This window comes from Bacteroides sp. 3_1_13, assembly GCF_001185845.1.
Taxonomy (GTDB): Bacteria; Bacteroidota; Bacteroidia; order Bacteroidales; family Bacteroidaceae; genus Bacteroides; species Bacteroides xylanisolvens.
The window spans coordinates 665903-691711 of the sequence record NZ_KQ236955.1; the positions used below are offsets into that span (position 1 = coordinate 665903).

Here is a 25809-nt window from a genome sequence, read left to right on the forward strand (position 1 = left end):
ACAACTTATCCAACAGAAAGTAGAAGAATGGAAGAAAGAATTTTCCGAACAGCAACAAGCAAAGATACTATCCGATAAAGTAAAATAATAGCATGAGCGAGAATCAGTCACTAAAAGAAAAAACAGCCAAAGGACTATTTTGGGGAGGATTCAGCAACGGCATACAGCAGTTGCTAACTCTTGTTTTCGGAATTTTCTTAGGACGATTGCTTACCCCTTCAGACTATGGTATGGTAGGAATGTTGTCCATTTTCTCCCTCATAGCCAGCTCAATACAAGAAAGTGGTTTCACAGCCGCCCTTGTCACTAGAAAAGAAGTAACTCATAAAGATTATAATGCCGTATTCTGGTTCAACATTTCAATCAGTCTGTGCTTGTATCTAGTATTATTCCTGTGCGCACCACTCATTGCTGATTTTTACAAAACTCCTGAACTGAAATCGCTAGCCCGATATGCTTTCACAGGCTTTGTCATCGCTAGTTTGGGAATATCCCACAGTGCCTATTTGCAGCGTAATCTGATGATTAAGCAACGGTCTTTATCCATGGTTATCGGAGTTACCATATCCGGCATTGCCGGAGTCACACTTGCCTATCTAGGCTTCTCATATTGGGGGTATGCCACACAAGGCATAGTTTACGTAGCCGTCAATACAGCTTGCAACTGGTACTTTTCAAGTTGGCGGCCTACGTTCGAATTCAATCTCGCTCCTATAAAACAGATGTTCGGATTCAGTGGAAAACTTTTAATTACCAATATCTTCAATCACATCAACAACAATCTGTTTTCCGTGATACTGGGTAAGTTCTACACCGAAAAGGAAGTAGGATATTACAATCAGGCCAACAAATGGTGTACAATGGGGCAATCTTTCATATCGGGCATGATAAACGGAGTGGCACAGCCGGTACTCACCAAAGTGTCGGACGACCTCGAACGACAAAAACGGGTATTTCGCAAAATGCTGCGTTTCACCGCCTTTGTCTCGTTTCCTGCCATGTTGGGATTGTCCATTATATCGCAAGAACTAATTACTATTGCCATCACCGACAAATGGCACTCCAGTATATCTATCATGCAAATACTCTGTATTAGTGGAGCTTTTATCCCTATTGCAGGACTCTATCAGCAACTCATCATCAGCAAAGGAAAATCCCGCATCTATATGTGGAACACCATAGCGCTCGGCATAATCCTACTGTCAGGCGTTCTGTTAGTCCACGCACACGGGATCTATGCCATGCTCGCCGTCTATGTATCCACCAATATACTGTGGCTACTGACGTGGCACTACTTCGTATGGCAAGAAATCGGACTAAAGCTGCGCCATGCACTGATAGACATACTTCCATACGCTGTCATTGCAGCTACGGTAATGGTAATCACCTATTATTCCACCCGTTCCATCGAGAATATTTATCTCCGCCTGGCAAGCAAGATAGTGCTCGCAGCAGCACTCTACGTAACCGCCATGTGGGGCAGCCGTTCGGTCACCTTTAAAGAAAGCATCCAGTATTTCATCAAAAAGAAGACACATGAACCCCAATGATCTTGCCACCAAATACCGCCTTCTGAATCGTTCTTTCAAAAAGACGATGGTTTATCACATAGGTATAGACGCCGGATTCTTTACCGAATACACCTATATGCTCCATGCAATGCTCTATTGCCTGCAACACAAAATACAGTTCAAGCTTTACTCCGACGACGCCAACTTCGGATGGGAAAAGGGCTGGGAAGACTGTTTCGCACCTTTCTGCGAGCAAGTGCACGAACCGTTTCACCACACCTACAACACCCATCGCCTGCCTTCATGGCAAGCATTGATGCAAGACAAAAAACTATCTAAAACGAAGTTACTGAAATGGAAACTGAAAGTAACCTGCAAGAACATCATCGGAAAAGCCCTTGCTTTCTTCACGTATGGTAAACCGATCCGACTCAACTTCCAAGTGACGTTCAACCCCAACCAGCATTTCCATATCCCCGAACTGGGAATAGACGGTGACTACCTCCACACCTTCCAAAAGCTGACGGAAATCACCTGGAAACTCAACGACACCACCGCACAGGAATGTCGCCAATTTGCCGCCATCCTGCAACTTCCGCCTCAATACGCCGGATGCCAGATACGCGGAGGAGACAAGATAACCGAAACTAACCTGCTGCCACCGGAACACTACATACGCCTCATCAAAGAAAAGACAGCCATCCGCGACGTCTTTGTATTGACCGACGACTACCGTCTCTTCGAGCAAGTGCAAACCCTTGCCCCGGACATACACTGGTACACCCTTTGCAGCCCCAACGAACAAGGATACGTCAACAGCGCCTTCACACAGACCACCAAAGAGCTGAAACAGAAACAAATGGCACGTTTCCTCTGCTCGATACAGCTATTGATGGATGCTTCCGTCTTTATAGGAAGTATCACCACCGGTCCCAGCCTGTTCCTGTTGAAGAAGTTCTATCCGGAGATCCATCCGGCAGACTGTCTGCTCAAGGATTTCCCACAGGCATCCGTCCTCCCCATTTCGGGACGCGGGCGAGTGGCCACCAAATTTATGCAAGGAAACTTAAAGTTATAGTAACTTAGCAATATAATTACTACATTTGCAAGACAACGTGCATTAACCATTTCCGATGAACAAGAAATATACAGCCGAAGAGCTTGATTTATTACATGCCGAACTTTACGACATATTGGGAGAAACCATCCGGGTGTGTCAGAAGCACGATATTCCCTATTTTGTGATAGGCGGCACAGCCATCGGCGCACTCTACGATCAGGGAATTCTCCCCTGGGATGATGATATAGACATCGGCATGACGCGGGAGAATTACAACAAATTCTTAAAAGTAGCACCCGGAGAACTGGGTCCTTCCTACTTCCTTTCATGGATAGAGACAGACCCTCACACCCCCTATTACTACGCGAAGGTTAAGAAAAACAACACCCTTTTTGTAGAAGAAATGTTCAAGAACATCCCGATGCATCCGGGCATCTTTGTAGATATCTTCCCGTTCGACAGGATTCCCGACAACAAACTGTTGCGGCAAATGCAATCCGGCATACTCGGCTTCCTCAAATGCTGCCTGATGGGAAAAGAGATATGGATGTGGAAACACTTCGGCAAGTGCGAAATAGAGAACCCTACAAACCGGGGAGCCTTCTCCTGTCTCCTGAACAGAATAGTCGACTCTCTTTTCTCTAAAAAAGCAATTTACCGGATGCTGGTATCCGTGCAAAGCTGTTTCAACTCACGAAACACCCGCTACTACAACAACGTCATGGCAACCGCCGACCACGTGACCGTAGAGAGTATTCGCCACCTGCAACCAGTGAAATTCGGTCCCCTCACCGTGACCGCTCCCGATGATCTGGAAGGGTTCCTGCGATACAACTACCCGACCTTGCATCGATTTACCAAGGAAGAACAGGAAAAAGTGAATAACCACTATCCTGCCGCCCTGTCATTCAGTACAACCCCAAAACAAGAACTATGAATATGAAATCCGCTTTAGTAGACGTCCCGGTACTTATCCTGTTCTTCAACCGCCCGCAACAGTTGTCGCAAGTGTTCGAGCAAGTGAAGAAAGCACGTCCGTCCCGGCTCTTCCTCTATCAGGACGGAGCACGAAACGAGCGCGATTTGCCCGGAATAGAAGCCTGCCGTGAAATCGTATCACAGATAGACTGGGAATGTGAAGTAGAACGCCTTTATCAGGAAAAGAATTTCGGCTGTGACCCTTCAGAATACATTTCGCAGAAATGGGCCTTCTCCAAAGTCGACAAATGCATCGTATTGGAAGACGACGATGTGCCCTCCGTTTCCTTTTTCCAATTCTGCAAGGAGATGCTGGATAAATACGAACACGACACCCGCATCAGCATGATTGCCGGATTCAACCCCGAAGAAATCACCCAGGATATGCCATCCGACTATTTCTTCACCACCACCTTTTCCATCTGGGGATGGGCGAGCTGGAAACGGGTAATCGACCAATGGGACGAGTTTTACAGTTTCCTGGACGACTCCTTCAATATGCAACAACTGGAGCAACTCATCAAGGAACGCAAATTCCGGAGCGACTTTATCTATATGTGCCAGCGTCACCGGGAACAGCAGAAAGCCTTTTATGAAACCATCTTCCACGCCTCTATCCTGTTCAACTCCGGACTAAGCATCGTGCCTACCCGCAACATGATAAACAACCTCGGAGCAACGGCAGATTCCACCCATTTTGCCGGCTCGGTCCACACCCTGCCCAAGGGCTATCGCCGCATCTTCACCATGAAGCGTTACGAGGTGGACTTTCCGCTGCGGCATCCCCGCTACGTCATTGAAAACGTAGCCTACAAAGAGAAGGTTTACCGCATCATGGGCTGGGATCATCCATGGATCAAGATAGGGCGTTCGTTCGAAGAGCTGTTCCTCAACCTGAAATACGGTAATTTTTCTATCATTACGAAAGCTGTCAAAAACCGAATAAACAAATGGCTGAAAAGAAACAAGCACCACTAAATACGTTGCTTACTATTTATTTTTACCATACCCGTCTCACACGGGAAAGTTACGAGGAATGGAAAGAATATAAATTCCCCGGACATATTTTATACGGGCTTCCTCTGCTGGAAAATTACGGAATACGCTCCGTAATGCACAAATGTAAATACTTCTCCGGTCGGCTGAAGCTCATGTTTTACGCCACCAAAGAGATTCTCTTCTGCAAGGAAAAATACGACGTGCTCTATGCCACCTCTTTCCGGGGGATAGAACCCGTCATCTTCCTCCGTGCGCTGGGACTGTATCGCAAACCCATCGTCATTTGGCATCACACGGCCGTCGTCACCAACCCCAAACCGTGGCGCGAACAAATCTCCCGCCTTTTCTACAAAGGCATCGACCAAATGTTCCTGTTCAGCCGGAAGCTGATTCAGGACTCGCAGAAAACCCGGAAAGCTCCGTCCCACAAACTGAAACTGATACATTGGGGCCCGGACCTTCCTTTCTACGACCATCTGCTGGCAGAAATGCCCGACCGGAAGCCCGAAGGATTTATCTCCACCGGCAAAGAGAACCGGGACGTGGACACCCTGCTCCAGTCATTCTCCGCAACCAACGAGGAATTGGATCTGTACATTGCCGTCTCATGCGGCAACATCAACTATAAAAAGATACTCGACCGCTATTCAGTGCCCGACTCCATCCATATCCACTATACCGACGGAGTGATTCCCTATGAACTGGGAAAACTGGTAGCCCGCAAAAGCTGCATCGTCATCTGCTGCCTGGACTTCCCCTACACCGTAGGACTGACCACTCTTGTGGAAGCATTCGCCCTCGGCATCCCCGTCATCTGCTCGCGCAACCCCAACTTCGAAATCGACATCGACAAGGAAGAAATCGGCATTACCGTAGAATATAACGATGTACAAGGCTGGATAGACGCTATCCGCTACATCGCCGACCATCCCGAAGAGGCACGACGCATGGGAGAAAATGCACGCAAACTGGCAGAAGAACGCTTCAACCTCGAAATCTTTTCGCGCGAAATAGCAGAAAGCTTGTTGGAAATATCAAACATTTCCTCTAAAAACCGTACATTTGCATAAACTTTTGCCCATGAGAGTCCTGATAATAAATACATCTGAACGAATAGGAGGAGCGGCCATTGCAGCAAGCCGGTTGATGGAGTCACTGAAAAACAACGGTATCAAAGCCAAAATGCTGGTGCGTGACAAACAGACCGACCAAATCAGTGTGGTCCGCTTAAAAAGTAACTGGTTGCAAGTGTGGAAATTCATGTGGGAACGGATCGTTATCTGGAGTGCCAATCGTTTCCGCCGATACCATCTGTTCGACGTTGATATTGCCAATACTGGCACAGACATCACCTCACTCCCGGAATTCCGCCAAGCCGACGTGATCCATCTACATTGGGTCAACCAAGGAATGCTCTCGCTGAAAGATATACGGAGAATACTTACTTCCGGCAAACCTGTGGTATGGACCATGCACGATATGTGGCCATGTACCGGTATCTGCCACTACGCACGGGAATGTAAAAACTATCAGCAAGAGTGTCACGACTGCCCTTACATCTACAAAGGCGGTGGCCGGAAAGATTTATCTTACCGCACTTTCCGCAAAAAACAAAAGTTATACAGCTACGCTCCCATCCATTTCGTCACGTGCAGTCACTGGCTGAAGGAACAAGCACAGACCAGCGCATTGTTTGAAGGGAAAAGCGTCACCAATATTCCGAACGCTATTAATACCAACCTGTTCAAACCCATGAACAAAAAAGAAGCACGTGCCAAGTTCATGTTGCCGGAGGGTAAGAAACTGGTTCTGTTCGGCTCGTTAAAGATCACCGACAAACGAAAAGGAGTCGACTATCTCATTGAAGCCTGCAAACTGCTGGCAGAAAAGCATCCGGAATGGAAAGAGTCACTGGGGGTAGTCGTATTCGGTAACCAATCACAGCAATTGCAGGAGCAGCTTCCTTTCCATGTCTACCCGCTCCCTTACATCAAGAATGAGCATGAGATAGTAAATATCTACAATGCCGTAGACCTCTTCGCCATCCCGTCTCTGGAAGAGAATCTTCCCAACATGATTATGGAAGCAATGGCCTGCGGAGTACCCTGTGTCGGCTTTAACGTAGGAGGTATCCCCGAAATGATCGACCATCTGCACAACGGTTACGTGGCACAATACAAATCTTCGGAAGATTTTGCCAACGGCATACATTGGATATTGACGGAACCGGAATACGATGAACTCTCCGCACAAGCCTGCCGCAAGGTCTTGGGTAATTATTCGGAGAGCATCATCGCAAAGAAATATACAGATGTCTACAATAAAATAACGGGGAAATATGCATAGTGTCCATCCTACTCCCAAGTTCTCTATCATTACGGTGACGTACAATGCTGAAAAGGTATTGGAAGACACGATTCAGAGTGTCATTTCACAAACCTATCATCATATAGAATACATCATCGTAGATGGAGCTTCCAAGGATGGAACCATTTCTATTATCAACCGCTACCGCCCGCACATACACACCGTTGTCAGCGAACCGGACAAAGGGCTGTATGACGCCATGAATAAAGGCATCGCCCTTGCCAGCGGCGATTATCTCTGTTTCCTGAACGCGGGCGACTGTTTTCACGAGGACGACACACTACAACAAATGGTGCATACCATCAACGGCAGCGAACTGCCCGATGTGCTTTACGGAGAAACCGCTATCGTAGACCAGGACAGGCATTTCCTGCGGATGCGCAGATTGTCCGCTCCCGAAACGCTTACCTGGAAAAGTTTCAAACAGGGTATGTTAGTCTGCCATCAGGCATTCTTTCCCCGTCATACGCTGGTAGAGCCCTACAACTTGAAATATCGTTTTTCTGCCGATTTCGACTGGTGCATCCGTATTATGAAGAAAGCGCGCACCTTACACAATACCCATCTGACGATTATCGATTATCTGGATGAAGGAATGACTACCCGCAATCAGAAAGCCTCCCTGAAAGAGAGATTTCGCATCATGGCAAAGCACTACGGGTTGATTGGCACCGTAGCACATCATATATGGTTTGTGATCCGTGCGGTGATTCACCGGTAAAGCTGGTTCTCTTTAAAATGTTGCAGGCAGCGCAAGCAACTGGTACATCAGCGTACGTGCCATACGTATCTGCCCCTTTGTACTAGGATGTAAACGGTCATATCCTGCATCGTAGAAGTAAATCAGTTGTTCTTCCACCATCGGGTTCAGTCCGGTTACCGCATTAAAATCAATTACGGGCACTCCCCATACATTGCCGGCTTCTTTGACAGCCTGTACGTAGGCATCCACATATTCACCACAACTATTCTGATAGTTTTCATCCGGTTGCACGTTCTTCTCTCCAAAATCCGCCAGTGAGCGGTGCAACGGGGTTAATAGTACAATCTGCTTATCCGGAAACAGTTGTTTCAGCCTGTTGATTCCGATGTTGATACGTCCTTTATACGTGTTTCCATCCATCATAGGCGTACGTTTCTTGCGGGTTTCCAGCTTTTTGGTCTGTCCGCGGGCTGCCATCACCTGTTCTTCTGTTTCCGTAAACCACTCTCCGATAGGCACACCGTCATTAAAATCATTCGTACCCATCAGAATCAAGATAGCATCCACTTCTCCACCGTGTTCCTGCTTTAGTTTCTCGGCCTGACGGGGCACATCATTCCATTGTCTGCCGCTGATACCATATACATAAGGAGTAATCCCCAGCCATTCCTGCAGGAAATCCCAGTATTTCTTTATTTTGTCACCATAGCAGTTGGGATCTGTAATAGAGTCTCCCAAATACCCCACTCTTTTTCCTTGCCATGGATGCCGGACAGCTCCATTATTCGTTTCAGCAGAGTTTGCAACTTTAGATGTTTGATTCTGTCCGCACAGAAAAGAGGAACAGAAAAACAGAATGGTACATGCGAGTAATAATTTGCTTTTCATCGGTATTATACATTAAATAAGAGATTTGTATCTAATATCCTGCAAATGTAATTCAAAAATAGGTAGTTTCAATCAATTTGGGCAGTCAATCTCATCCATACAACCGGACAGACAAACGGGTCTCTATTTGACGATTCTTGCTAAAATGCAGGTTTACAGTATTTTTTCATCAAAGTTATCATTGAGTTTTACACCTAAAATCCTATCTTTGTCACAAACTAAAAGAAAAATTGGATGTTTAACTCATTTTCATTCCATAAGGATTCCGTTCTGTAAATAATCTGTAAGCCTTCCTCTCATTACAGATTATCCCTTATGTTTTCTGACATATTCTTGTCAGAGTTATTTTCTATATCTAAATTTTAAACTATTTGTATGGTCAAATGGTCACAAGCATCGTCACATGCTTTCATTTACCGTACTGCTAAAACATTAAAAAACAATGAGTAACGAATTAAAAACAATCCACGAATTCGATTTTACACTGATATGTAATTACTTCAAAGGACTAAAACGTCAAGGTCCGGGAAGCCCTGAAGTCACACAAAAAGCTCTAAGTTTCACCAACGAACTGTCTGACGAAGCCAGAATAGCCGATATTGGCTGTGGCACAGGCGGGCAGACAATGGCATTAGCTAACTATACGAAAGGGCAAATTACAGGCATCGATCTTTTCCCCGACTTCATCGAAATATTCAACAGAAATGCAATAGAAGCCCATTGCGAAGACAGAGTAAAAGGCATTGTCGGTTCTATGGACGCTTTGCCGTTTCAAGAGGAAGAACTCGATCTGATCTGGTCCGAAGGAGCTATCTATAATATAGGATTCGAACGCGGCATGAATGAATGGAACAAGTTCCTGAAAAAGAACGGGTTCATCGCTGTAACGGAAGCATCCTGGTTCACCCCGGAACGCCCCTCCGAAATAGACGACTTCTGGATGGCTAATTACCCGGAAATCGATACGATTCCGAGAAAAATAGCACAAATGGAGAAAGCCGGATATATCCCGACAGCCCATTTCATCTTACCGGAAAATTGCTGGACCGAGCATTTCTATGCTCCCCAACTCCCGGTTCAGGAAGCCTTTCTGAAGGAATATGCAGGAAATGAAGCTGCCGCAGACCTCATCGCCGGTCAACGACACGAAGAGAGCCTATATAATAAGTATAAGGAATACTACGGCTATGTATTCTATATAGGACAAAAAAGATAATTGACTATCTGCCGGAGAAGTTAGCAAGATAGGATAACTCTCCGGCATTTATTATCCTTTATTTTGCAGAAGATATGGAAACGAAAGATATAAATAAGGAAGAATATCAGTTACGGATCAACAAAGTGACCGACTATATCCATCAAAACATAGACCAGCCGTTATCATTGCAGAAAATGGCGGGTATCGCATGCTTTTCTCCTTTCCACTTCCACCGCGTATTTACAATCCTGACCGGCGAAACGCCTACGGATTATATCAAACGCACCCGGATTGAAAAAGCAGCCCTATTATTAAAACAAAACAAGGAACTTTCCGCCACCGAAATTGCCGCCCTTTGCGGCTTTAGCAGCCTTTCGCTGTTAAGTCGCAATTTCAGGCTGCATTTCAGTATGACGATCCGGGAGTTCCGCTCACTAAAATAAAACGCTAAAGAATATGGAAAAAGAAAATAAGATTCTGATTTTTCGAACTTCTATCACCAAAAGATGTGACATCAAACGCATAGGAAAACTTTTGGCAGAGTTCCCTCAAATAGACAAATGGAATGTGGACTTTGAGGACTGGGAGAAAATATTAAGAATCGAGTGCAGTGGTATCACTGCACTCGAAATATCGGAAGTACTCCGGAATAATCATATTTTTGTCAGCGAACTGGAATAAAACGGAGGGAAAGAAGTCTCAAATTCCCAACAATTGTTTCAATTCACCCATTCCTTCAGAAGCCCCCTTCTGAATTACATGTATCGAACGGGAAGTATGCGTATCTACCGGTTTCGGATCAATCAGATACACCTCTGCTCCTCTCGGTACATAATGAAGCAGCCCCGCCGCAGGATATACATTAAGCGATGTACCGATAATGACGAAAATATCCGCTTTCTCCACATAGCGGATAGCTGTTTCAATTTCCGGCACAGCTTCTCCAAACCATACAATGAAAGGTCGTAATTGAGTGCCATCACCGGCCTTGTCTCCCATCTTCACTTCATATTCTTCCGGTTTCAGCTCTTTTATAAATTGAGGATTATATGGATCTCTACTAGAACATACTTTTGTCAGTTCGCCATGCAGATGAATAATGTGGCTGCTTCCGGCACGTTCATGCAGATTATCAACATTCTGTGTCACTACCGTTACATGGAAACTTTTCTCCAGTTCCGCCAACAATTCATGCCCACGGTTCGGTTTCACCTCCAACAACTGTTTCCGGCGTTCATTATAGAAATTAATCACCAGAGCCGGGTCCCGCTGATAACCTTCAGGAGTAGCCACCTGCTCCACAGGATATTTATCCCACAAACCACCCGCATCCCGAAATGTACTGATCCCACTCTCGGCACTCATACCGGCACCCGTCAAAACTACCAGATTTTTCATTACTATTCCTCCTTCTTTTTTTAATAGCCACACAAATGTAATCAGAATCATCGAATAAAAGAAGACTTTCTTACGCTTAATCTAACCTGATATATACGAAACTTTAAGATGAAAGATACAGATAGTTAGTGTCAGACATACTAAGATTTATTCGTCTGACTATAGTTATATTTACATCTGACTATAGTTATTCTTTCGTCTGACTATAGTTAGACGAAAAGTAAACTATAGTCAGACGATTAATTATCTGCATAAACAAACCTAAATAATCAGAATAAGCCGATTAAATCCTACGAACAAAAAACTAATTCTTTAAAGAAAAGCGATTAACTTTCACAGATATAAGAATTTTTAAATAGCAAATGCTAAATCATTCAAATAAAACACGTACTTTTGCGTTTCATAAATTTGCAATTGATTGAAAGCTAAAACCATGAAGGTGATACATTTCAATCGCCAACAAAAAACATTATATGGATAAATTCAGTTACTCTATTGGCCTCGGAATTGGTCAAAACTTATCAAGCATGGGAATCGAAAACCTTGCGGTAGATGATTTCGCACAAGCAATCAAAGATGTATTAGAAGGTAATCAGACGGCTATCAGCCACAATGAAGCCCGCGAAATAGTGAACAAATATTTCGAAGAATTGGAATCTAAGATGAGTGCCGTTGCTATTGAGCAGGGACAGGCATTCCTCGAAGAAAACAAAAAAGGACCGGGCGTAGTTGTCCTTCCCAGCGGACTACAATATGAAATCATCAAAGAAGGTACAGGTAAAAAGCCGAAAGCTACCGATCAGGTAAGATGCCACTATGAAGGTACATTGATCGACGGTACACTGTTCGACAGCTCTATCCAACGCGGAGAACCGGCTGTATTCGGCGTCAACCAAGTAATCCCGGGATGGGTGGAAGCTTTGCAGCTGATGCCGGAAGGTTCTAAATGGAAACTGTATATTCCGTCAGAACTCGCTTATGGCGCAAGAGGTGCCGGAGAAATGATTCCTCCTCACAGCACACTCATTTTTGAAGTAGAATTACTCGAAGTATTATAAATAAAAAATTTCAAAGCAAAATGAAAAAAGTTAGTATTTTTATGGCAATCGCCGCTGCAGCAAGCCTTGCTTCTTGTACAGCTCAAGCTCCTAAAGCAAATCTGAAAACAGACATCGACTCACTGTCGTATTCTATCGGTATGGCTCAGACTCAAGGTCTGAAAGGCTATCTGACAGGTCGTCTGGATGTTGATACTGCTTATATGGCAGAATTCATCAAAGGTTTGAATGAAGGCGCAAACAAGACTAGCAAAAAAGACATCGCTTACATGGCAGGTCTGCAAATCGGTCAGCAAATCAGCAACCAGATGATGAAAGGTATCAACCAAGAATTGTTTGGTACAGACTCTACTAAAACTATCAGCAAAGAAAACTTCATGGCAGGTTTCATCGCAGGTACTTTGGAAAAAGGCGGCGTAATGACTATGGAAGCAGCTCAAGAATATACTCGTACAGCTATGGAAACTATCAAAGCAAAAGCTTTGGAAGAAAAATATGCTGACTATAAAGCTGAAAACGAAAAGTTCCTTGCTGAAAACAAGACTAAAGACGGCGTAAAAACAACTGCAAGCGGTCTGCAATACAAAGTAATCACTGAAGGTAAAGGTGAAATTCCTGCTGACACTTGCAAAGTGAAAGTGAACTACAAAGGTACTTTGATTGACGGAACAGAATTCGACAGCTCTTACAAACGTAACGAACCGTCTACTTTCCGTGCTAACCAGGTAATCAAAGGTTGGACAGAAGCTTTGACTATGATGCCTGTAGGTTCTAAATGGGAACTTTATATCCCACAAGAACTTGCTTACGGTGCAAGAGAATCTGGCAACCAAATTAAACCGTTCTCTACTTTGATTTTCGAAGTTGAACTGTTGAGCATCGAAAAAGATAAGAAATAAGAAAGTTCTTTTCTAAATAGAAAAAGGAAAGAGGCGCAAAACGTTTGTGCCTCTTTTTTTTGCTTTTTCCTATTTTTTTTCTCCGAAAAGAAGAATAATTAAAATAAATCTCTATATTTGCTTACTATTTGATAACAACAGGAAATTACAATTTATTATTATGGAAAGAATAGACAACCTCGACAGGCAGATCCTAGAGATTATCTCCCAGAATGCCCGCATCCCTTTTAAAGACGTAGCAGCCGAATGTGGAGTATCACGCGCAGCTATCCATCAGCGCGTGCAAAGACTGATTGACCTAGGTGTCATTGTAGGCTCTGGTTACCATGTGAACCCGAAATCATTGGGCTACAGAACTTGTACATACGTGGGTATCAAGCTGGAAAAAGGCTCCATGTACAAATCTGTCGTAGCGGAATTACAAAAGATTCCCGAAATAGTGGAATGTCATTTCACTACAGGCCCGTACACAATGCTGACAAAACTTTATGCATGCGACAACGAACATCTGATGGATTTGCTGAATAACAAAATGCAAGAAATACCGGGTGTAGTAGCTACCGAGACTCTGATTTCTCTGGAACAGAGTATCAAGAAAGAGATTCCCATCCGCGTTGAAAAATAATTGTGATGGAGTTTCTAAATGAATATCACCTTGCAGGGTTATTCATCGGAATCTGTACCTTTTTGATTATCGGCCTTTTTCACCCCGTCGTGGTAAAGGCCGAATATTACTGGGGCACAAAATGCTGGTGGATATTCCTGATACTCGGCATTGCCGGTGTGATTGCCTCCTTAAGTATCGATAATGTGATCTTATCTTCTTTATTAGGCGTGTTTGCGTTTTCTTCCTTCTGGACGATCAAAGAGGTTTTCGAACAGGAAGAACGGGTACAAAAAGGATGGTTCCCCAAGAATCCGAAGCGCAAATATAAGTTCTAGAAGCAAAGGATTACAGTTTTTTCTCGAAAGAATTTGCATAATTCGACGGAAAATACTACTTTTGTCACCGCATCCAGTTAATGGATACATCGGGCTTTTAGCTCAGTTGGTTAGAGCAACAGACTCATAATCTGGAGGTCCTTGGTTCAAGCCCAAGATGGCCCACGAAAAGCTCCTGTAAGTCAAAGACTTATAGGAGCTTTTCTTTTATATGGTCAGAATAATGAGATTTACCAAATTAGGAACAGTGCTCCATATTGAAATAAGAATATCAATACTAAATGATTCCAAAGTGCTTCAAAGCCTTACACAAACCGTCATTCTCAACGGTATCAGTAACAAAATCGGCTGACGCCTTGACAGTCTCCGATGCATTTCCCATAGCTACCCCGATTCCGGCAGCTTTCAGCATAGGAATATCATTACCGCCATCACCGCAAGCCATTATTTCCGCCATCTCAATCCCATAATAATCGGCAAAAGCTGAAAGTCCGGTTGCCTTACTGATTCCTGCAAGGTTCACATCAGCAAATAAGGGATGCCAGCGTGATAAGGAAAGGTTAGGCAGAAGCGGCATTACTTGCTGTTCCATTTCATCATCGATATAAAAACAAAGCTGGCAACACTCTTTTCTGTCAAACAGTTCTTCAATGTCTACAACGGCAGGGATGGGATGTTCCACGATTTTGGCTATCCGTTCGACAGTCGGAGTCAGCCGATTGACAAACACGCCTTCATCCAATTCAATAGCAACTGCGAAATCAAAAGCCTTTGCTATTTCCATGGCTTTCTTAAAATCATCCTTTGGAATAAGGTATCTCCTTATCACAGTGCCATCCAGTAAGACACAGTCAGCTCCATTCAATGCAATAATTCCATCATACGGAACAGCAGCTATTTCATGAAGGTCACCCGCTGCTCTACCGGTAGCAATGACTATTCGAACCCCACGGTCATGAATCTCCTTAAGAGCTTCAACAGAAGATTGTAGTACTTTATGAGTTTCAAAACTCACCAATGTTCCATCTACATCGAGCATGATTGCTTTTATCATAACATCTATATTTTTTATTTACAGTCTATTACCCAGCGACAAAGTTACTGAAAAAATCCCCATAGCAGGTATACCTCCAATACATAAAACAAAAAAGGCAAAAGGAAACGAGATCCTTTTGCCCTATACCTATTGATACCTACTGAAAAAGATAGTTAACGTTTAGCGGAAGTCCTTCAACTCTTCCTGCAATTTCTGACGGGTAAAGAATATGCGGCTTTTTACAGTACCTAACGGAAGATTCAACTTCTCTGCAATCTCACGGTACTTGAATCCTGAAACGTGCATAGCAAACGGAACCCTGTATTCTTTAGGCAGAGCATTGACTACGCGGTGCATTTCCTTTAAATCGTAAGCTCTTTCTGTACTTTCAAAACCTGACTCTTGTGGCAGATTCAGATGATAGAGGTTTTCAGTCTGATCGACAAATGTCTGATCGCGCACTACTTTGCGGTAATTATTAATAAAGATGTTCCGCATTATAGTATACATCCATCCTTTAAAATTTGTGTCGGGGGTATATTTGTCTTCGTTATCCAATGCTTTTAATGAGGTTTCCTGTAACAAATCGTTTGCTTCTTCACGATCGGTTGTCAGTTTGTATGCGAAGCGGAGTAATTCATCCTGTACTCCTATCAGATCTTTCCTGAAGCTTAAACTTTTCATATACGTTATTTTTAAATTGTGAGTATTCGTTGTTATAATTTTGATGTTGCAAGTTTACGGGTTTTCAACAAATGTGGCAGGTGAAGAACAGACATTGTTTAGGGGAAAATCTATCGGTTGATAGAATTTAGGTCATTTTTGATAGTATTCAGGTGGTTTTAATCTGCCGGGATAGCAAAAATCCCATTTTGAAGTCACACCTGACTCAAAATGGGATAACACAAACAAAACAAACAATATTAGCGATTTTCACAAACAGCTGTCTTTTTATATTAAAAAAATCATAAGACTTAATTTAGAATCTGTCGCTTTAACATTCTATTTATGGGAACAAAAGTATTACTTTATGGCAAAAAGGAACGCATAATTTAAGAATAGTTATAAAGAATAATTGTTTTATGTATAAAAAATTGTATCCAACTATAAAGAATTGTATCTCATAGTCAGTACAAAAAGAGAGATAAATTAGTCTTTCGGCGATATTTTATAATATCACACATTCCAAAGTGATGTAAATTCTCCTACTTCTTTTTTCACATAAGAATTAATTTCTATATTTGGGCAATGTACAACCAAATACCAATTTATTATCTATGACTGATACTATTTCTTATCAATATGCAGCTCCTTCCACATTGCAACGGTCGGCCGATCAGGACGAACTGTTTCTTGCCAAATATAGCGAAATAGAAAAGAGAGAAGCCCCCTGTTTCTTTTGGGGAAAGCTGACGCAACCTTATATGACGGCACGTTGCCTCATTGCGTTATCCAATGTTGTGCAGTCCAGTTTCAACCTGACACCGGCACAACTTACAATGCTGAAAGATCCGATTGTAACAGCTGGAAATAACCGTCTGCGCTTTGAAGGATTTTCTAATTGTGCAGGTGTATACGCCAGGGTCGATGTACTTCCTGATGGACACAACGGAGAATTCTTGGAAAACGGGACAACGAATGTAGATTTTAATCCCGGAATGATTTCCGCTTTAGGAGGAATAGGCAGACAAGAAAATGTAGTAATGTCGGTCGGCCCCAAAGAAGTGGGACTCTATAATAAAGGTGAGAAGGTGATAGAGCGAAAAGTACCTCTTCCCGTAAAATGGATAAAGGGACTGACTACGGTACAGATTTATCAATCCGTTGCCGAAAAGGTCTATTCCTTCAATCGCATACAAACCTTACAACTCTTCCAGACACTACCGAAAAGTAGTGTGAAATGTGACTATTTTTTAGTGATGCGCGGTCAAAAACCGGCCTTTTCACCGGTGAAAAGTATGAATGGCATCTGCATCGGAGGACTCCACCGTTTGCGCTTGCTTGAACCTTTGCTTCCCTTTGCCGATGAACTGAAAGTATTTGCACATCCTACTATGCAATCTACTATCTGGCAACTCTATTTCGGTCCGGTCCGCTTCAGTCTTTCCCTTTCCCGCGAATGTTGGAGAGGATTCTCCGGAGAAGGTGCCGCACTGGAATCTTTGCTCGAAGACGTACCTGAAAGATGGATAGAGGCGATGGATAAATACAGTTACGCCAACCAACAGTTCAACCCTACGCTTTTTGCCATAGAAGAACATATTGACCTGGATAAGGTAGATTCTCTCTCGGCACGATTGGCAGCAATGGGATTGCTGGGATTCGATTTGGATGAAAACAGTTTCTTCTACCGCCGCCTGCCTTTCAAAACCGAACGTATTTTGAGCCTCAACCCGCGAATGATAGCTGCAGAAAAGTTGCTGGAAGAAGACAAAGTAGAAATCATTGCGAATGATGGCAACCGGACGGAAGCCCGTGTTGCAGGAAGCGGAGGAGTGAGGCATACCGTCATTCTGGACAGAGAGAACGAAAAAGAACGTTGCACTTGCACTTGGTTCAGCAGTAATCAGGGAGAACGGGGAGCTTGCAAACATATTCTGGCAGTAAAGAAACTAGCGCAATGGAAGAACTAAAAAAAGAACTGGAGAAGTTATCCAAAGCCTATGTGGATACTCCGGAGAATGAAGAGAAGATATTAATCCCTTTTATCAAGAGATTATTGGAGTTGCCAATGAAGGACAGGCGGAAGTTGCTGCCGCTTATCCGGGAATTGCAATGGATAAAAGGCAGGTTCGCTGGTTTCAGCAGTGAGACAACCTGTAGTGCGGCACGGGCACATTTTCTATCGGCAGTACAGTTTGTATGTGCCAACAGACGGGAGATGGATATGGCATATCATGTGAAGTTTGATATGCTTTGCAAACTACTCCCGCTTTACAACCCTGCCTGGCTGACAGATTTTATCAACGATGACAAAACATGGTTCAATTTCGATCTCAATTACGAAGAACTGATGCAGCTCATGGATATGGGTTACCTCAAAGAAATCGCTCCAAGCCGCATTGCACATGTACTCCCCTGGATTACCCGCATCAGAAATAAGAATCCCAAAGGAGACGATACTTTCAACAGTGAACTACTACTCAAGCGAGATATTACACTGAAAGAACACATCTGGACGCTTTTCGAACACGAATCCATCATCGGTTATCAGGATGATTGTGCCAAAAATGCTTATAAAAAAGGAATCACAATACGGGATGAAAGTATCAGCGCGGCCCTCTATCGCTTTTCACTGGACGGCCATCTGGATAGAGAACAGCTACTAAGAGCCACCCTCGCCACTTTTCACCGGAGCTTCAAAAAAGACATGGCAGGATGGTTTGCCAGATTCTTTGAAACGCTGCAACCGACCACCGGAGAATCGTTATCCTTACAGGAAGAGATCATGCAAACATTCACTTCTTCCTACACCAAGCCGGTAAATATAATGTTGCAACAGTTGAAGAGCATTGCAGACGAAGAAGGATTCCGTTATCAGGAATTCATCGAACGGGCAACCACCCTTTTCTTCTCCAGTCCCAAAAACTCGCTATTAACCATTTACTCCATCTTTGAAAAGATCGTTGCGCAACATCCCGAGATGAAAGAGCCTTGTTGTATCACTCTCTGCCAACTATTCTTGAAGAAGGACGAAAGCCTGCAAAAGAAAGCTGCCAACTTTATTTCAAAGTATGGGGATGCCTCTTCGTCCAATCTCCAAGAAACACTACAGTCTTATCAACCGGAGATGTTTCAAAGCGTGCAAGCGATACTCGCATCTTTCAAGCCACAGTCTATAGATTCACAGTCTACAGAACTACACCTTGCAGAAGAAGCAAATGCAACAGATACAAGTGTGACAAAAGACATTCTTCATACAGAAGGAGAGAATACAGAAAGAAATAGTACAGATGAAAATAGTACCGATAACCCCCTCCTCTCCGAAGAGCCACCTCTGGAAGCCATCCGCATTTGCCGGGAAGACAACCGTATTCCATTCCCTGCCAACAAAGAAGATTTCCTATTCCAGCTTAGTCGTTTGTTCGACATGGAGGAGAACTGGGAGATAGAAACAACGATTGCCGCTATCATTGCTTTCCACCCCCAACTAGATAAAGAAGACCTCAACCGGATGGAACCTATTTTCCAACGGGCAGCCAATATTGTTGCCAATAGTTGGGAACCATACGAAGATCTCCTTGCCACTTTCCTGTTGGAATACCAACGCTTATGGGCACAGACAGACAACTCCAACACAGGAGTTTTGAGAAACATGTTCACCCGGCTGGAAGAGAAACTGAAAGGAATAGATAAAAACAGGGGAGCTTACGACGAACGTTCCTTCAAACGACTTGCCAACTGGAAACCCGGTTACAGCAACGCAACCTGTTTCACCCCTATCAAACAGTTATGGCTGGGTGTGATCCGCCAAATAAAAGGAGGAAATACATTGCCTCTGCTTTCTACTCCCACTCACACCCCGGCATACCTACAAGCCACCAAACTGATACGCCGGCTTGCTGCATATCAGGAAGCAGGAAAGAAACCCTGTTCGTGGGATTTCCAACTGGCTATTGCCCGTTGTACTCTGGAAGACAAGGAAGAAGCCATCGTCACCGCCCGGCAACTGTTGCAAGATGAGTACCTGCATCTCTGCCTGTTCCTATTGGACGAAAACACGCAACCCGAACCGCCCTACAACCATCCGACCGCTTGGGTAGCCACCGGACTGGTAAAAGCACCGGAGACGGAATTTGAAGCATTCAAGTCTTTCTCTTGTAACACATTGCCACACAATCATCTGACAGGAGACTACGAGTGGAAAGAAGTGAAACCTAAAGAAAACTCATACGAAACGGACAGACGCCTGCTCCAACTTGATTTTCACAAATGGCACAAATATATCGAACGCAACAGCCATCAGCTATGGCAGGAACATCTGATTATTAACAGTAAATACAACATGGATGACTCCCGCTACATGGAACCTCTATTGTGTTGTTACCCTAACCGTCCGGAACCGTTGATAGCCCAGATTATCTCCCATTACATGGCTTTCGGCAGTCCACAGGAAGACAGCAAACGTACCCTTGCCTGTGCCTTGCGCATGTTGTTGTCTTTCCATTGCCAGCTCAAAGAAATGAGTCTACTCCTATTAAGCGGCTCGCTACTTTTTGTAGACAAAACAGTCCGTTCCTATGCAGCAGAATTATGGATAGAAGGACTCTCCACAGGAAGAATAAACAACCACCGGGTAGGAGAAATCCTGGCCCGGCTTATCAACATGGAACTTGCTCCGTTAAAACGCTTCACCACACAAGTGTACGAAAGCATGTACAAACGAAGCGCTTTCCACAACCGCCAACTGGAAGAACTGCTCACTGTATTTATCAGCGGATTGCCCGACAAACCCGTCACCGGACTCAAACAACTGCTCGAACTCTATCTGGAACTATTGACCATCAACCGCAGCAAAGTTACAAACGAACAACTCTTGCAACGCCTGCAAGAATGGGCAACGAACAGCAATTTGAAGAAAGTGACCACTTCACTCAACAAACTATAATTAATTCATGATTATGACCCTAGAAGAACGCCTCAACGAAATAGTAGAAAAGCAACAGGGGGATGCCATCATCCCCTTTCTGCAAGGACTCACACAGGAAGAACGAAAGAGCCTGGTACCCCGCCTGAACAAACTGGAAGAATACTACAGTAAATTCGTGCAACTTAACGAGAACACATACGGTACACGGGGGACTTCCGCACAGCATCGTATCATCAATCTTACCGCTCTCGTTATCTATTCGCTGAAAGAATTCCGTAAACACCAATGGGGAATCAACACCGAGCAACTGAATGAATTGATCCCGTGGTACGTCCCCTCCTGGCTCGACAGCTTCTTCAAAGAAGGTGAAGGCAAAGAATTCGGCGGTTTCTACGGAATGGATTACGAAGTCCTGATGGATTGGATAGAGCAGGGAATACTTACTGTGACACCTTCTCCACAAACCATTGCGGGTTATCTAGTGAATTATATGAATAATACTGATTTCCTGCAAAAACGCGAAATCACACTTAAAGAACATATTTGGTATCTCTTTGAATACGACTGCGGACAAAATTGGATGGATAACCGGAATGGCGGACAACCTTATTTTTCTTTCAGATACTTCGTAGAACACGGACAACTAGACCGTATGCGTGTGCTAAAGGAATCTCTGCTCGCTGTCAACCGAAATATGAACAAGAATTTATGCGGCTGGTTTGCAGGCATGTTTACCGCACTTACTCCCAGCATAGAAGAACAACTCGCGTTACAACCGGAAATATTAGCCGTCCTGTCCGCCCCTCACAGCCGCCCTGTCAATATCATGCTCGGACTGCTGAAGGGCTTATGCAATCATCCGCAATTCCGGATCGAAGAGTTTCTGAATCAGACTTCCGTTCTTTTCGCTTCAGATGTGAAGGCAGTCCATCAAAACACATTAGCCGTACTTAACAAGCTGGCAAAAGAAAGAAAAGAATTTCGTGACGCCATCTGTTGTGTTGCCGCACAAGGATTAATGAGCCGGGAAGAATCCACTCAAAGCAAGATAGTCAAACTGATCCTGACGTATGGAGAGACGGAATCTCCCACATTAAGAGAAGCACTCTCCGTATATACGGAAACGATGTCGGCAAACACCCAAAAAGAGCTGAAGGCTTATTTGGAGAATAACGAGTCTGACCATACTTCTGCCCATAATGAGGCGACTCCCGCCCACTTCGGACAGCCCGACAACGATTCCGCCTCTTTCGTGTATGAACCAATACTCCCCATTATCCGTGAGGACAACCGGATACAGGAAATTGCTTCCACCGAAGACCTGATATTTCTTGCCAGCCAAGTGCTGGATGGGAACGAGATCTATCACTTCGACCTGTTACTCGGTGCCTTAGTGCAATGGGACCGTCAACAGGAAGCGAAACAAATCTCACAATGGACGCCCATTCTTCAACGCGCTTACAAACTACTGATGAGCGGAGGAAGTTCACGAAACGGCATATTAGACCAACTAATGGCAACTTTCCTCCTTGATTATGCAAAGCTACTGGTTAAACGCTTCCCTGAAGAAGCAAAAGAGCTAAGCGACTTACATCAGAAAATGGTACAGAAAGATGAACTGCAGAAAGGTGAATGGGCCTATCGTAATCTGCAGAAACTCACCATCCGTCAGAAAACGAACAAAAAAGAGAAATTCCCCGTTCACAAACGACTCCTATGCCGGACACTAGACCTCTTGGAAAGCAAGGAGAAACCTTTACCCCTACTATCCACTCCCACCCATATACCTATGTTTATTGCTCCGGCAACCCTGATAGAAAGATTAAAACAATATCAGCAGGCAAACACCGAGCCAGACGATATGGATATGCAAACGGCACTCTCGCGAGTGGCACTGGATGATTCATCGCAAGAGCTTCCTATCCTCCTCCAAGACTTAAAGGGGGAATACCAACATTTACTTTCTTTCTTGTTAGGAGCAGAAAACGCACTCCCTCAAGCACCCTTCACCCATCCTTCCTGGTGGATGACAGCAGGACTCATCAAGTCACCGGAGACAATCTACTCCGAATTCAAAGATTTCTCTTACAGTAAAGGTCCACGTGAATTCCTGACCGGAAACTTTACATGGAGAACTTACCTGCACACTGACTCATATATCGATTACAACAAGAAAAAAGTAGAATGGACCTCCGCAATTCTTAATTTCGATATCCCGGAAAGCAAGAACTCTCATATCGTCAATAAAGACGAATATAATGAAAGAATCAGTTACCATTCATACGATCCTCATCCGTTAGTGGTCGAAATGTATCCGCTGATAGAACGTTACGACGATATACAGAACGATTTGCCACGTTTGGCATGGTTAACTCCCAATATGCCGGAACCATTATTGGTATGGTGCATCCGCAGCGCGATATACTATCCGATGCTAAATGAGGTTAGGGAAATAGGCATCACCAAAGCCACCATCGAAGCACTTCATCAGTTAAGACACACCTGGCATGAGGCGTCTTATATATTGGAAGCCAGTTGTATGTTGGTAGCAGATAAGACTTCCCGTTCTTATGCCGCCGAAATCTGGATAGACCGTGTCGGCAAAGGATGCATAGACAGTAAGCGCATAGGTAAAATCTTAGGTTCACATCAACATACCGGCTGGGGACCGCTGAAAAGACTCACCGACCTGATACAGCAACAAATGATGAATGTCAGCCCCCTACACAACCGGGAGCTGGAGAAACTAATCGTGGCAATGCTGGCCGGACTTCCGGAAAAGCCAATCAAAGATTTAAAGAAGTTGTTGGAGATCTATGCGGAACTGTTATCAATCAACCACAGCAAAGCCAAAGATGAACAGGTTTTGCACTTGCTGGACGTTTGGAAAGGAGTTGCCAATCTGAAGAAAGCAGTGGCTAATATCCAATATTAAGAGAGGCGGCTGGAACTACTTAATCTCTTACGTTGTGCCAACATAGTGGCATTACTGTGCCAATACGGTGGCACGACCTGATTACTTAAACAATCAGGATTTAAAAGGTAGCTTATTGGAGCTAAAGCCAAAAAGAAGTATCTTTGGCACACTAAAAACAAAAGGTTGAATGATTATTCTAAAATATAGTTTAGCTATCCTCTGTTTACTGCTGACAGGATGCTCCTTCCTTTCCAGCCAAAAGGAAAAGGAGAGTCCCACCCTGACGGAATACGAACATACGCCGGACGATATGCAATCCGGCAAGGAATGTTCCACCGTCTCACCGCCACCACCAAAGCGAAGCGCAATGGCTCTCTACATGGATTCACTGGGACTCGTCAACGTAACCGATCTGGATAGCAGCCTCGTTGTTAAATTAATGTATACGCAGGCTGATAATTTCACTGGCGAAGTGCTTTACGACAACTTAACGGAAGCCTATCTGCATCCGGATGCGGCATACGCTCTTATAGAAGCGCAAAAAGCCTTGAAAGAGCTACACCCCTCTTATAGTCTTATCATTTACGATGCAGCCCGCCCCATGTCGGTACAAAAGAAAATGTGGAACGTAGTGAAAGGAACGTCCAAATATAAATATGTCTCCAACCCAAACCGTGGAGGCGGACTACACAACTACGGGCTGGCAGTAGATATCAGTATTCAGGACTCTTTAGGGCAGCCTTTGCCTATGGGAACCCAAGTAGACCATTTAGGTGTGGAAGCCCACATCACAGATGAAAACGAACTGGTACATAACGGAAAAATGAGTGAAACAGAACGTCAGAACCGGATATTACTGCGAAAAGTAATGAAAGAAGCCGGATTCCGTGCATTACCCAGTGAGTGGTGGCATTTCAATTTTTGCAGCCGGGACGTAGCCAAACAGAAGTATAAGTTAATACCCTAAACCGGTACCCGGCAAGACCATAACCGGTGCCCGACGATTCATTGTAATATCCTATAACACCATAACGCCATGATACAAATCTCCTCCGAAACTCAACTTTTTATCCGCGAACATTCATCGGACAATGTACGCGCATTGGCTTTACAAGCTAAAAAGTATCCGGATATAGATATGCCGACTGCCATCACCCAAATTGCAGGAAGACAAGTTGCCGCCGAAAAGATTCCCTCATGGCGGGAAATGGAAGAGATATGGTATCCGAAACATCTGTCTCTGGAGCAATGCTCTTCTGAAATCACCGCCCGCTACAAAGCCCGTCTTTCGCAGGGAGATTCACTGACCGACCTCACCGGAGGCTTCGGCATAGACTGTTCTTTTCTTGCCACCGGATTCAAGTCCGCCACCTACGTAGAACGCCAGGAAGAGCTTTGCGAAATAGCGGCACACAACTTCCCCATACTGCATCTAAACCATATAAACGTAAGAAATGAGGATGGAGTAGCCTATCTGCAAACAATGTCCCCCGTAGATTGTATCTTCCTCGACCCTGCCCGCCGCAATGAACACGGCGGAAAAACGGTCTCCATCGCCGACTGCGAACCGAACGTAGCCGAGCTTGAAGATCTTCTGCTTAGCAAAGCCAGCCGGATAATGATAAAACTCTCTCCCATGCTCGATCTTTCATTGGCACTGAAAGAGCTGAAACATACACAGGAAGTTCATATCCTATCCGTCAACAACGAATGTAAGGAACTACTCATCCTACTCGGACAAACATCACCGGCGGAAATCACCATTCATTGTGTAAACCTCTTCACGAAAGGGACTCAAGAAGAACAGCACTTCGTATTCACCCGCGAACAGGAGCAGCGTAGCCAATGTACTTATACCGATTCTTTAGGCGATTACCTTTACGAACCGAATGCATCTCTTCTGAAAGCCGGTGCCTTCCGCAGCATTGCCGCAGCCTACCCCGTCCGGAAACTGCATCCCAACAGTCATCTTTATACCTCCGATACTTTTATTGAAAACTTCCCCGGAAGAATCTTCCGGATTGTCAACCAGTGCAGTTTCAATAAAAAAGAAGTAAAAGAGAATCTGGCAGACCTGAAAAAAGCAAATGTGACTGTCCGCAACTTTCCCGCCACAGTAGCCGAACTTCGCAAACGGCTCCATCTGACAGAGGGAGGAGATACCTACTTATTTGCCAGCACATTAAATAATGGACAAAAAGTTATCATCCGCTGTGAGAAAGTCTGAACTATTTGCTATTTTTGCGAAAAGAAACACAATCTAAA

Annotated in this window: 23 protein-coding genes and 1 tRNA gene; 20 read left to right on the plus strand and 4 right to left on the minus strand. The window is 44.3% G+C overall.

Annotation, left to right across the window (positions count from 1 at the left end; genetic code table 11):
- Window positions 1–92 precede the first annotated feature (92 nt).
- Genes HMPREF9009_RS02510 through HMPREF9009_RS02540 form a run of 7 tightly spaced genes read left to right on the plus strand, consistent with a single transcriptional unit; the run spans window position 93 to window position 7636 of the window.
- Window positions 93–1550, plus strand: a complete 1458-nt coding sequence (locus HMPREF9009_RS02510; protein WP_049701372.1) for a lipopolysaccharide biosynthesis protein — start codon at window positions 93–95, stop codon at window positions 1548–1550.
- The gene (locus tag HMPREF9009_RS02515; RefSeq protein WP_049701373.1) at window positions 1537–2589 is read left to right on the plus strand and encodes a hypothetical protein; all 1053 of its coding nucleotides are present in this window, start codon (window positions 1537–1539) and stop codon (window positions 2587–2589) included. The genes HMPREF9009_RS02510 and HMPREF9009_RS02515 overlap by 14 nt, the downstream gene beginning before the upstream one ends.
- A 55-nt stretch (window positions 2590–2644) precedes the next feature.
- Window positions 2645–3508: a LicD family protein gene (locus HMPREF9009_RS02520; protein WP_049701374.1), complete on the plus strand. Its 864-nt coding sequence runs from the start codon at window positions 2645–2647 to the stop codon at window positions 3506–3508.
- Complete coding sequence (locus HMPREF9009_RS02525) at window positions 3505–4527, plus strand: hemolysin activation protein (RefSeq protein ID WP_198154741.1); 1023 nt, start codon at window positions 3505–3507, stop codon at window positions 4525–4527. Before HMPREF9009_RS02520 ends, HMPREF9009_RS02525 begins: the two co-directional genes overlap by 4 nt.
- Window positions 4500–5618, plus strand: coding sequence for a glycosyltransferase family 4 protein (locus tag HMPREF9009_RS02530; protein WP_008642337.1), 1119 nt, complete (start codon window positions 4500–4502; stop codon window positions 5616–5618). Before HMPREF9009_RS02525 ends, HMPREF9009_RS02530 begins: the two co-directional genes overlap by 28 nt.
- Window positions 5619–5628: 10 nt before the next feature.
- Window positions 5629–6894: a glycosyltransferase family 4 protein gene (locus tag HMPREF9009_RS02535; RefSeq protein ID WP_049702218.1), complete on the plus strand. Its 1266-nt coding sequence runs from the start codon at window positions 5629–5631 to the stop codon at window positions 6892–6894.
- Complete coding sequence (locus HMPREF9009_RS02540) at window positions 6887–7636, plus strand: glycosyltransferase family 2 protein (protein WP_009038874.1); 750 nt, start codon at window positions 6887–6889, stop codon at window positions 7634–7636. Before HMPREF9009_RS02535 ends, HMPREF9009_RS02540 begins: the two co-directional genes overlap by 8 nt.
- A gap of 12 nt (window positions 7637–7648) precedes the next feature.
- Here HMPREF9009_RS02540 and HMPREF9009_RS02545 read toward each other — a convergent pair whose 3' ends face one another.
- A complete protein-coding gene (locus HMPREF9009_RS02545; protein ID WP_049701375.1) occupies window positions 7649–8506 on the minus strand; it encodes an SGNH/GDSL hydrolase family protein in 858 nt (285 codons plus the stop codon).
- Window positions 8507–8948: 442 nt separating this feature from the next.
- On the opposite strand from HMPREF9009_RS02545, the gene HMPREF9009_RS02550 reads away from it, so the two are divergent.
- The 3 genes from HMPREF9009_RS02550 to HMPREF9009_RS02560 all read left to right on the plus strand — a co-directional run bounded on the left by HMPREF9009_RS02550 (window position 8949) and on the right by HMPREF9009_RS02560 (window position 10385).
- Window positions 8949–9722 (plus strand): class I SAM-dependent methyltransferase, encoded by a 774-nt coding sequence (locus HMPREF9009_RS02550; RefSeq protein WP_049701376.1) that lies wholly within the window; start codon window positions 8949–8951, stop codon window positions 9720–9722.
- 74 nt (window positions 9723–9796) lie between these two features.
- A complete protein-coding gene (locus tag HMPREF9009_RS02555) occupies window positions 9797–10147 on the plus strand; it encodes a helix-turn-helix domain-containing protein (RefSeq protein WP_004296599.1) in 351 nt (116 codons plus the stop codon).
- 13 nt (window positions 10148–10160) lie between these two features.
- Complete coding sequence (locus HMPREF9009_RS02560) at window positions 10161–10385, plus strand: hypothetical protein (RefSeq protein ID WP_049701377.1); 225 nt, start codon at window positions 10161–10163, stop codon at window positions 10383–10385.
- An 18-nt stretch (window positions 10386–10403) separates the two neighbouring features.
- Here the strand turns inward: HMPREF9009_RS02560 and HMPREF9009_RS02565 are convergent, their stop codons facing one another.
- Window positions 10404–11102, minus strand: a complete 699-nt coding sequence (locus HMPREF9009_RS02565) for an SIR2 family NAD-dependent protein deacylase (RefSeq protein WP_049702219.1) — start codon at window positions 11100–11102, stop codon at window positions 10404–10406.
- A 473-nt stretch (window positions 11103–11575) separates the two neighbouring features.
- Here HMPREF9009_RS02565 and HMPREF9009_RS02570 point away from each other — a divergent pair, with 473 nt between their 5' ends.
- The 5 genes from HMPREF9009_RS02570 to HMPREF9009_RS02590 all read left to right on the plus strand — a co-directional run bounded on the left by HMPREF9009_RS02570 (window position 11576) and on the right by HMPREF9009_RS02590 (window position 14166).
- Window positions 11576–12160 carry an FKBP-type peptidyl-prolyl cis-trans isomerase gene (locus tag HMPREF9009_RS02570; protein WP_008023341.1) on the plus strand — a complete coding sequence of 195 codons (585 nt, stop codon included), beginning with the start codon at window positions 11576–11578 and terminating at the stop codon, window positions 12158–12160.
- Between the two features lie 20 nt (window positions 12161–12180).
- On the plus strand, window positions 12181–13059 hold the full coding sequence (locus tag HMPREF9009_RS02575; RefSeq protein ID WP_015531823.1) for an FKBP-type peptidyl-prolyl cis-trans isomerase: 879 nt from the start codon (window positions 12181–12183) through the stop codon (window positions 13057–13059).
- 160 nt (window positions 13060–13219) lie between these two features.
- Window positions 13220–13684 (plus strand): Lrp/AsnC family transcriptional regulator, encoded by a 465-nt coding sequence (locus tag HMPREF9009_RS02580; RefSeq protein ID WP_004302580.1) that lies wholly within the window; start codon window positions 13220–13222, stop codon window positions 13682–13684.
- Between the two features lie 5 nt (window positions 13685–13689).
- Window positions 13690–14001 (plus strand): DUF4491 family protein, encoded by a 312-nt coding sequence (locus HMPREF9009_RS02585; RefSeq protein WP_049701378.1) that lies wholly within the window; start codon window positions 13690–13692, stop codon window positions 13999–14001.
- 91 nt (window positions 14002–14092) lie between these two features.
- Window positions 14093–14166: transfer RNA gene (locus HMPREF9009_RS02590), tRNA-Ile, on the plus strand.
- A 112-nt stretch (window positions 14167–14278) separates the two neighbouring features.
- On the opposite strand, the gene HMPREF9009_RS02595 is transcribed toward HMPREF9009_RS02590, so the two are convergent.
- Together HMPREF9009_RS02595 and HMPREF9009_RS02600 are read right to left on the minus strand one after the other, a co-directional pair.
- On the minus strand, window positions 14279–15055 hold the full coding sequence (locus tag HMPREF9009_RS02595; protein WP_008023345.1) for a Cof-type HAD-IIB family hydrolase: 777 nt from the start codon (window positions 15053–15055) through the stop codon (window positions 14279–14281).
- Between the two features lie 162 nt (window positions 15056–15217).
- The gene (locus tag HMPREF9009_RS02600; RefSeq protein WP_004296608.1) at window positions 15218–15721 is read right to left on the minus strand and encodes an RNA polymerase sigma factor; all 504 of its coding nucleotides are present in this window, start codon (window positions 15719–15721) and stop codon (window positions 15218–15220) included.
- 593 nt (window positions 15722–16314) lie between these two features.
- Here HMPREF9009_RS02600 and HMPREF9009_RS02605 point away from each other — a divergent pair.
- From HMPREF9009_RS02605 to HMPREF9009_RS02625, 5 genes are all read left to right on the plus strand, one after another.
- Window positions 16315–17670 carry an SWIM zinc finger family protein gene (locus HMPREF9009_RS02605; RefSeq protein WP_004317095.1) on the plus strand — a complete coding sequence of 452 codons (1356 nt, stop codon included), beginning with the start codon at window positions 16315–16317 and terminating at the stop codon, window positions 17668–17670.
- Complete coding sequence (locus tag HMPREF9009_RS02610) at window positions 17658–20645, plus strand: DUF6493 family protein (RefSeq protein ID WP_008023347.1); 2988 nt, start codon at window positions 17658–17660, stop codon at window positions 20643–20645. The genes HMPREF9009_RS02605 and HMPREF9009_RS02610 overlap by 13 nt, the downstream gene beginning before the upstream one ends.
- Window positions 20646–20658: 13 nt before the next feature.
- A complete protein-coding gene (locus tag HMPREF9009_RS02615) occupies window positions 20659–23562 on the plus strand; it encodes a DUF6493 family protein (RefSeq protein ID WP_008023348.1) in 2904 nt (967 codons plus the stop codon).
- Between the two features lie 169 nt (window positions 23563–23731).
- Entirely contained in the window at window positions 23732–24511 is a 780-nt protein-coding gene (locus HMPREF9009_RS02620; protein WP_008023349.1) for a M15 family metallopeptidase, read from the plus strand.
- Window positions 24512–24580: 69 nt separating this feature from the next.
- Entirely contained in the window at window positions 24581–25771 is a 1191-nt protein-coding gene (locus tag HMPREF9009_RS02625) for a class I SAM-dependent methyltransferase (RefSeq protein WP_008023350.1), read from the plus strand.
- The last annotated feature ends 38 nt before the right edge of the window (window positions 25772–25809 follow it).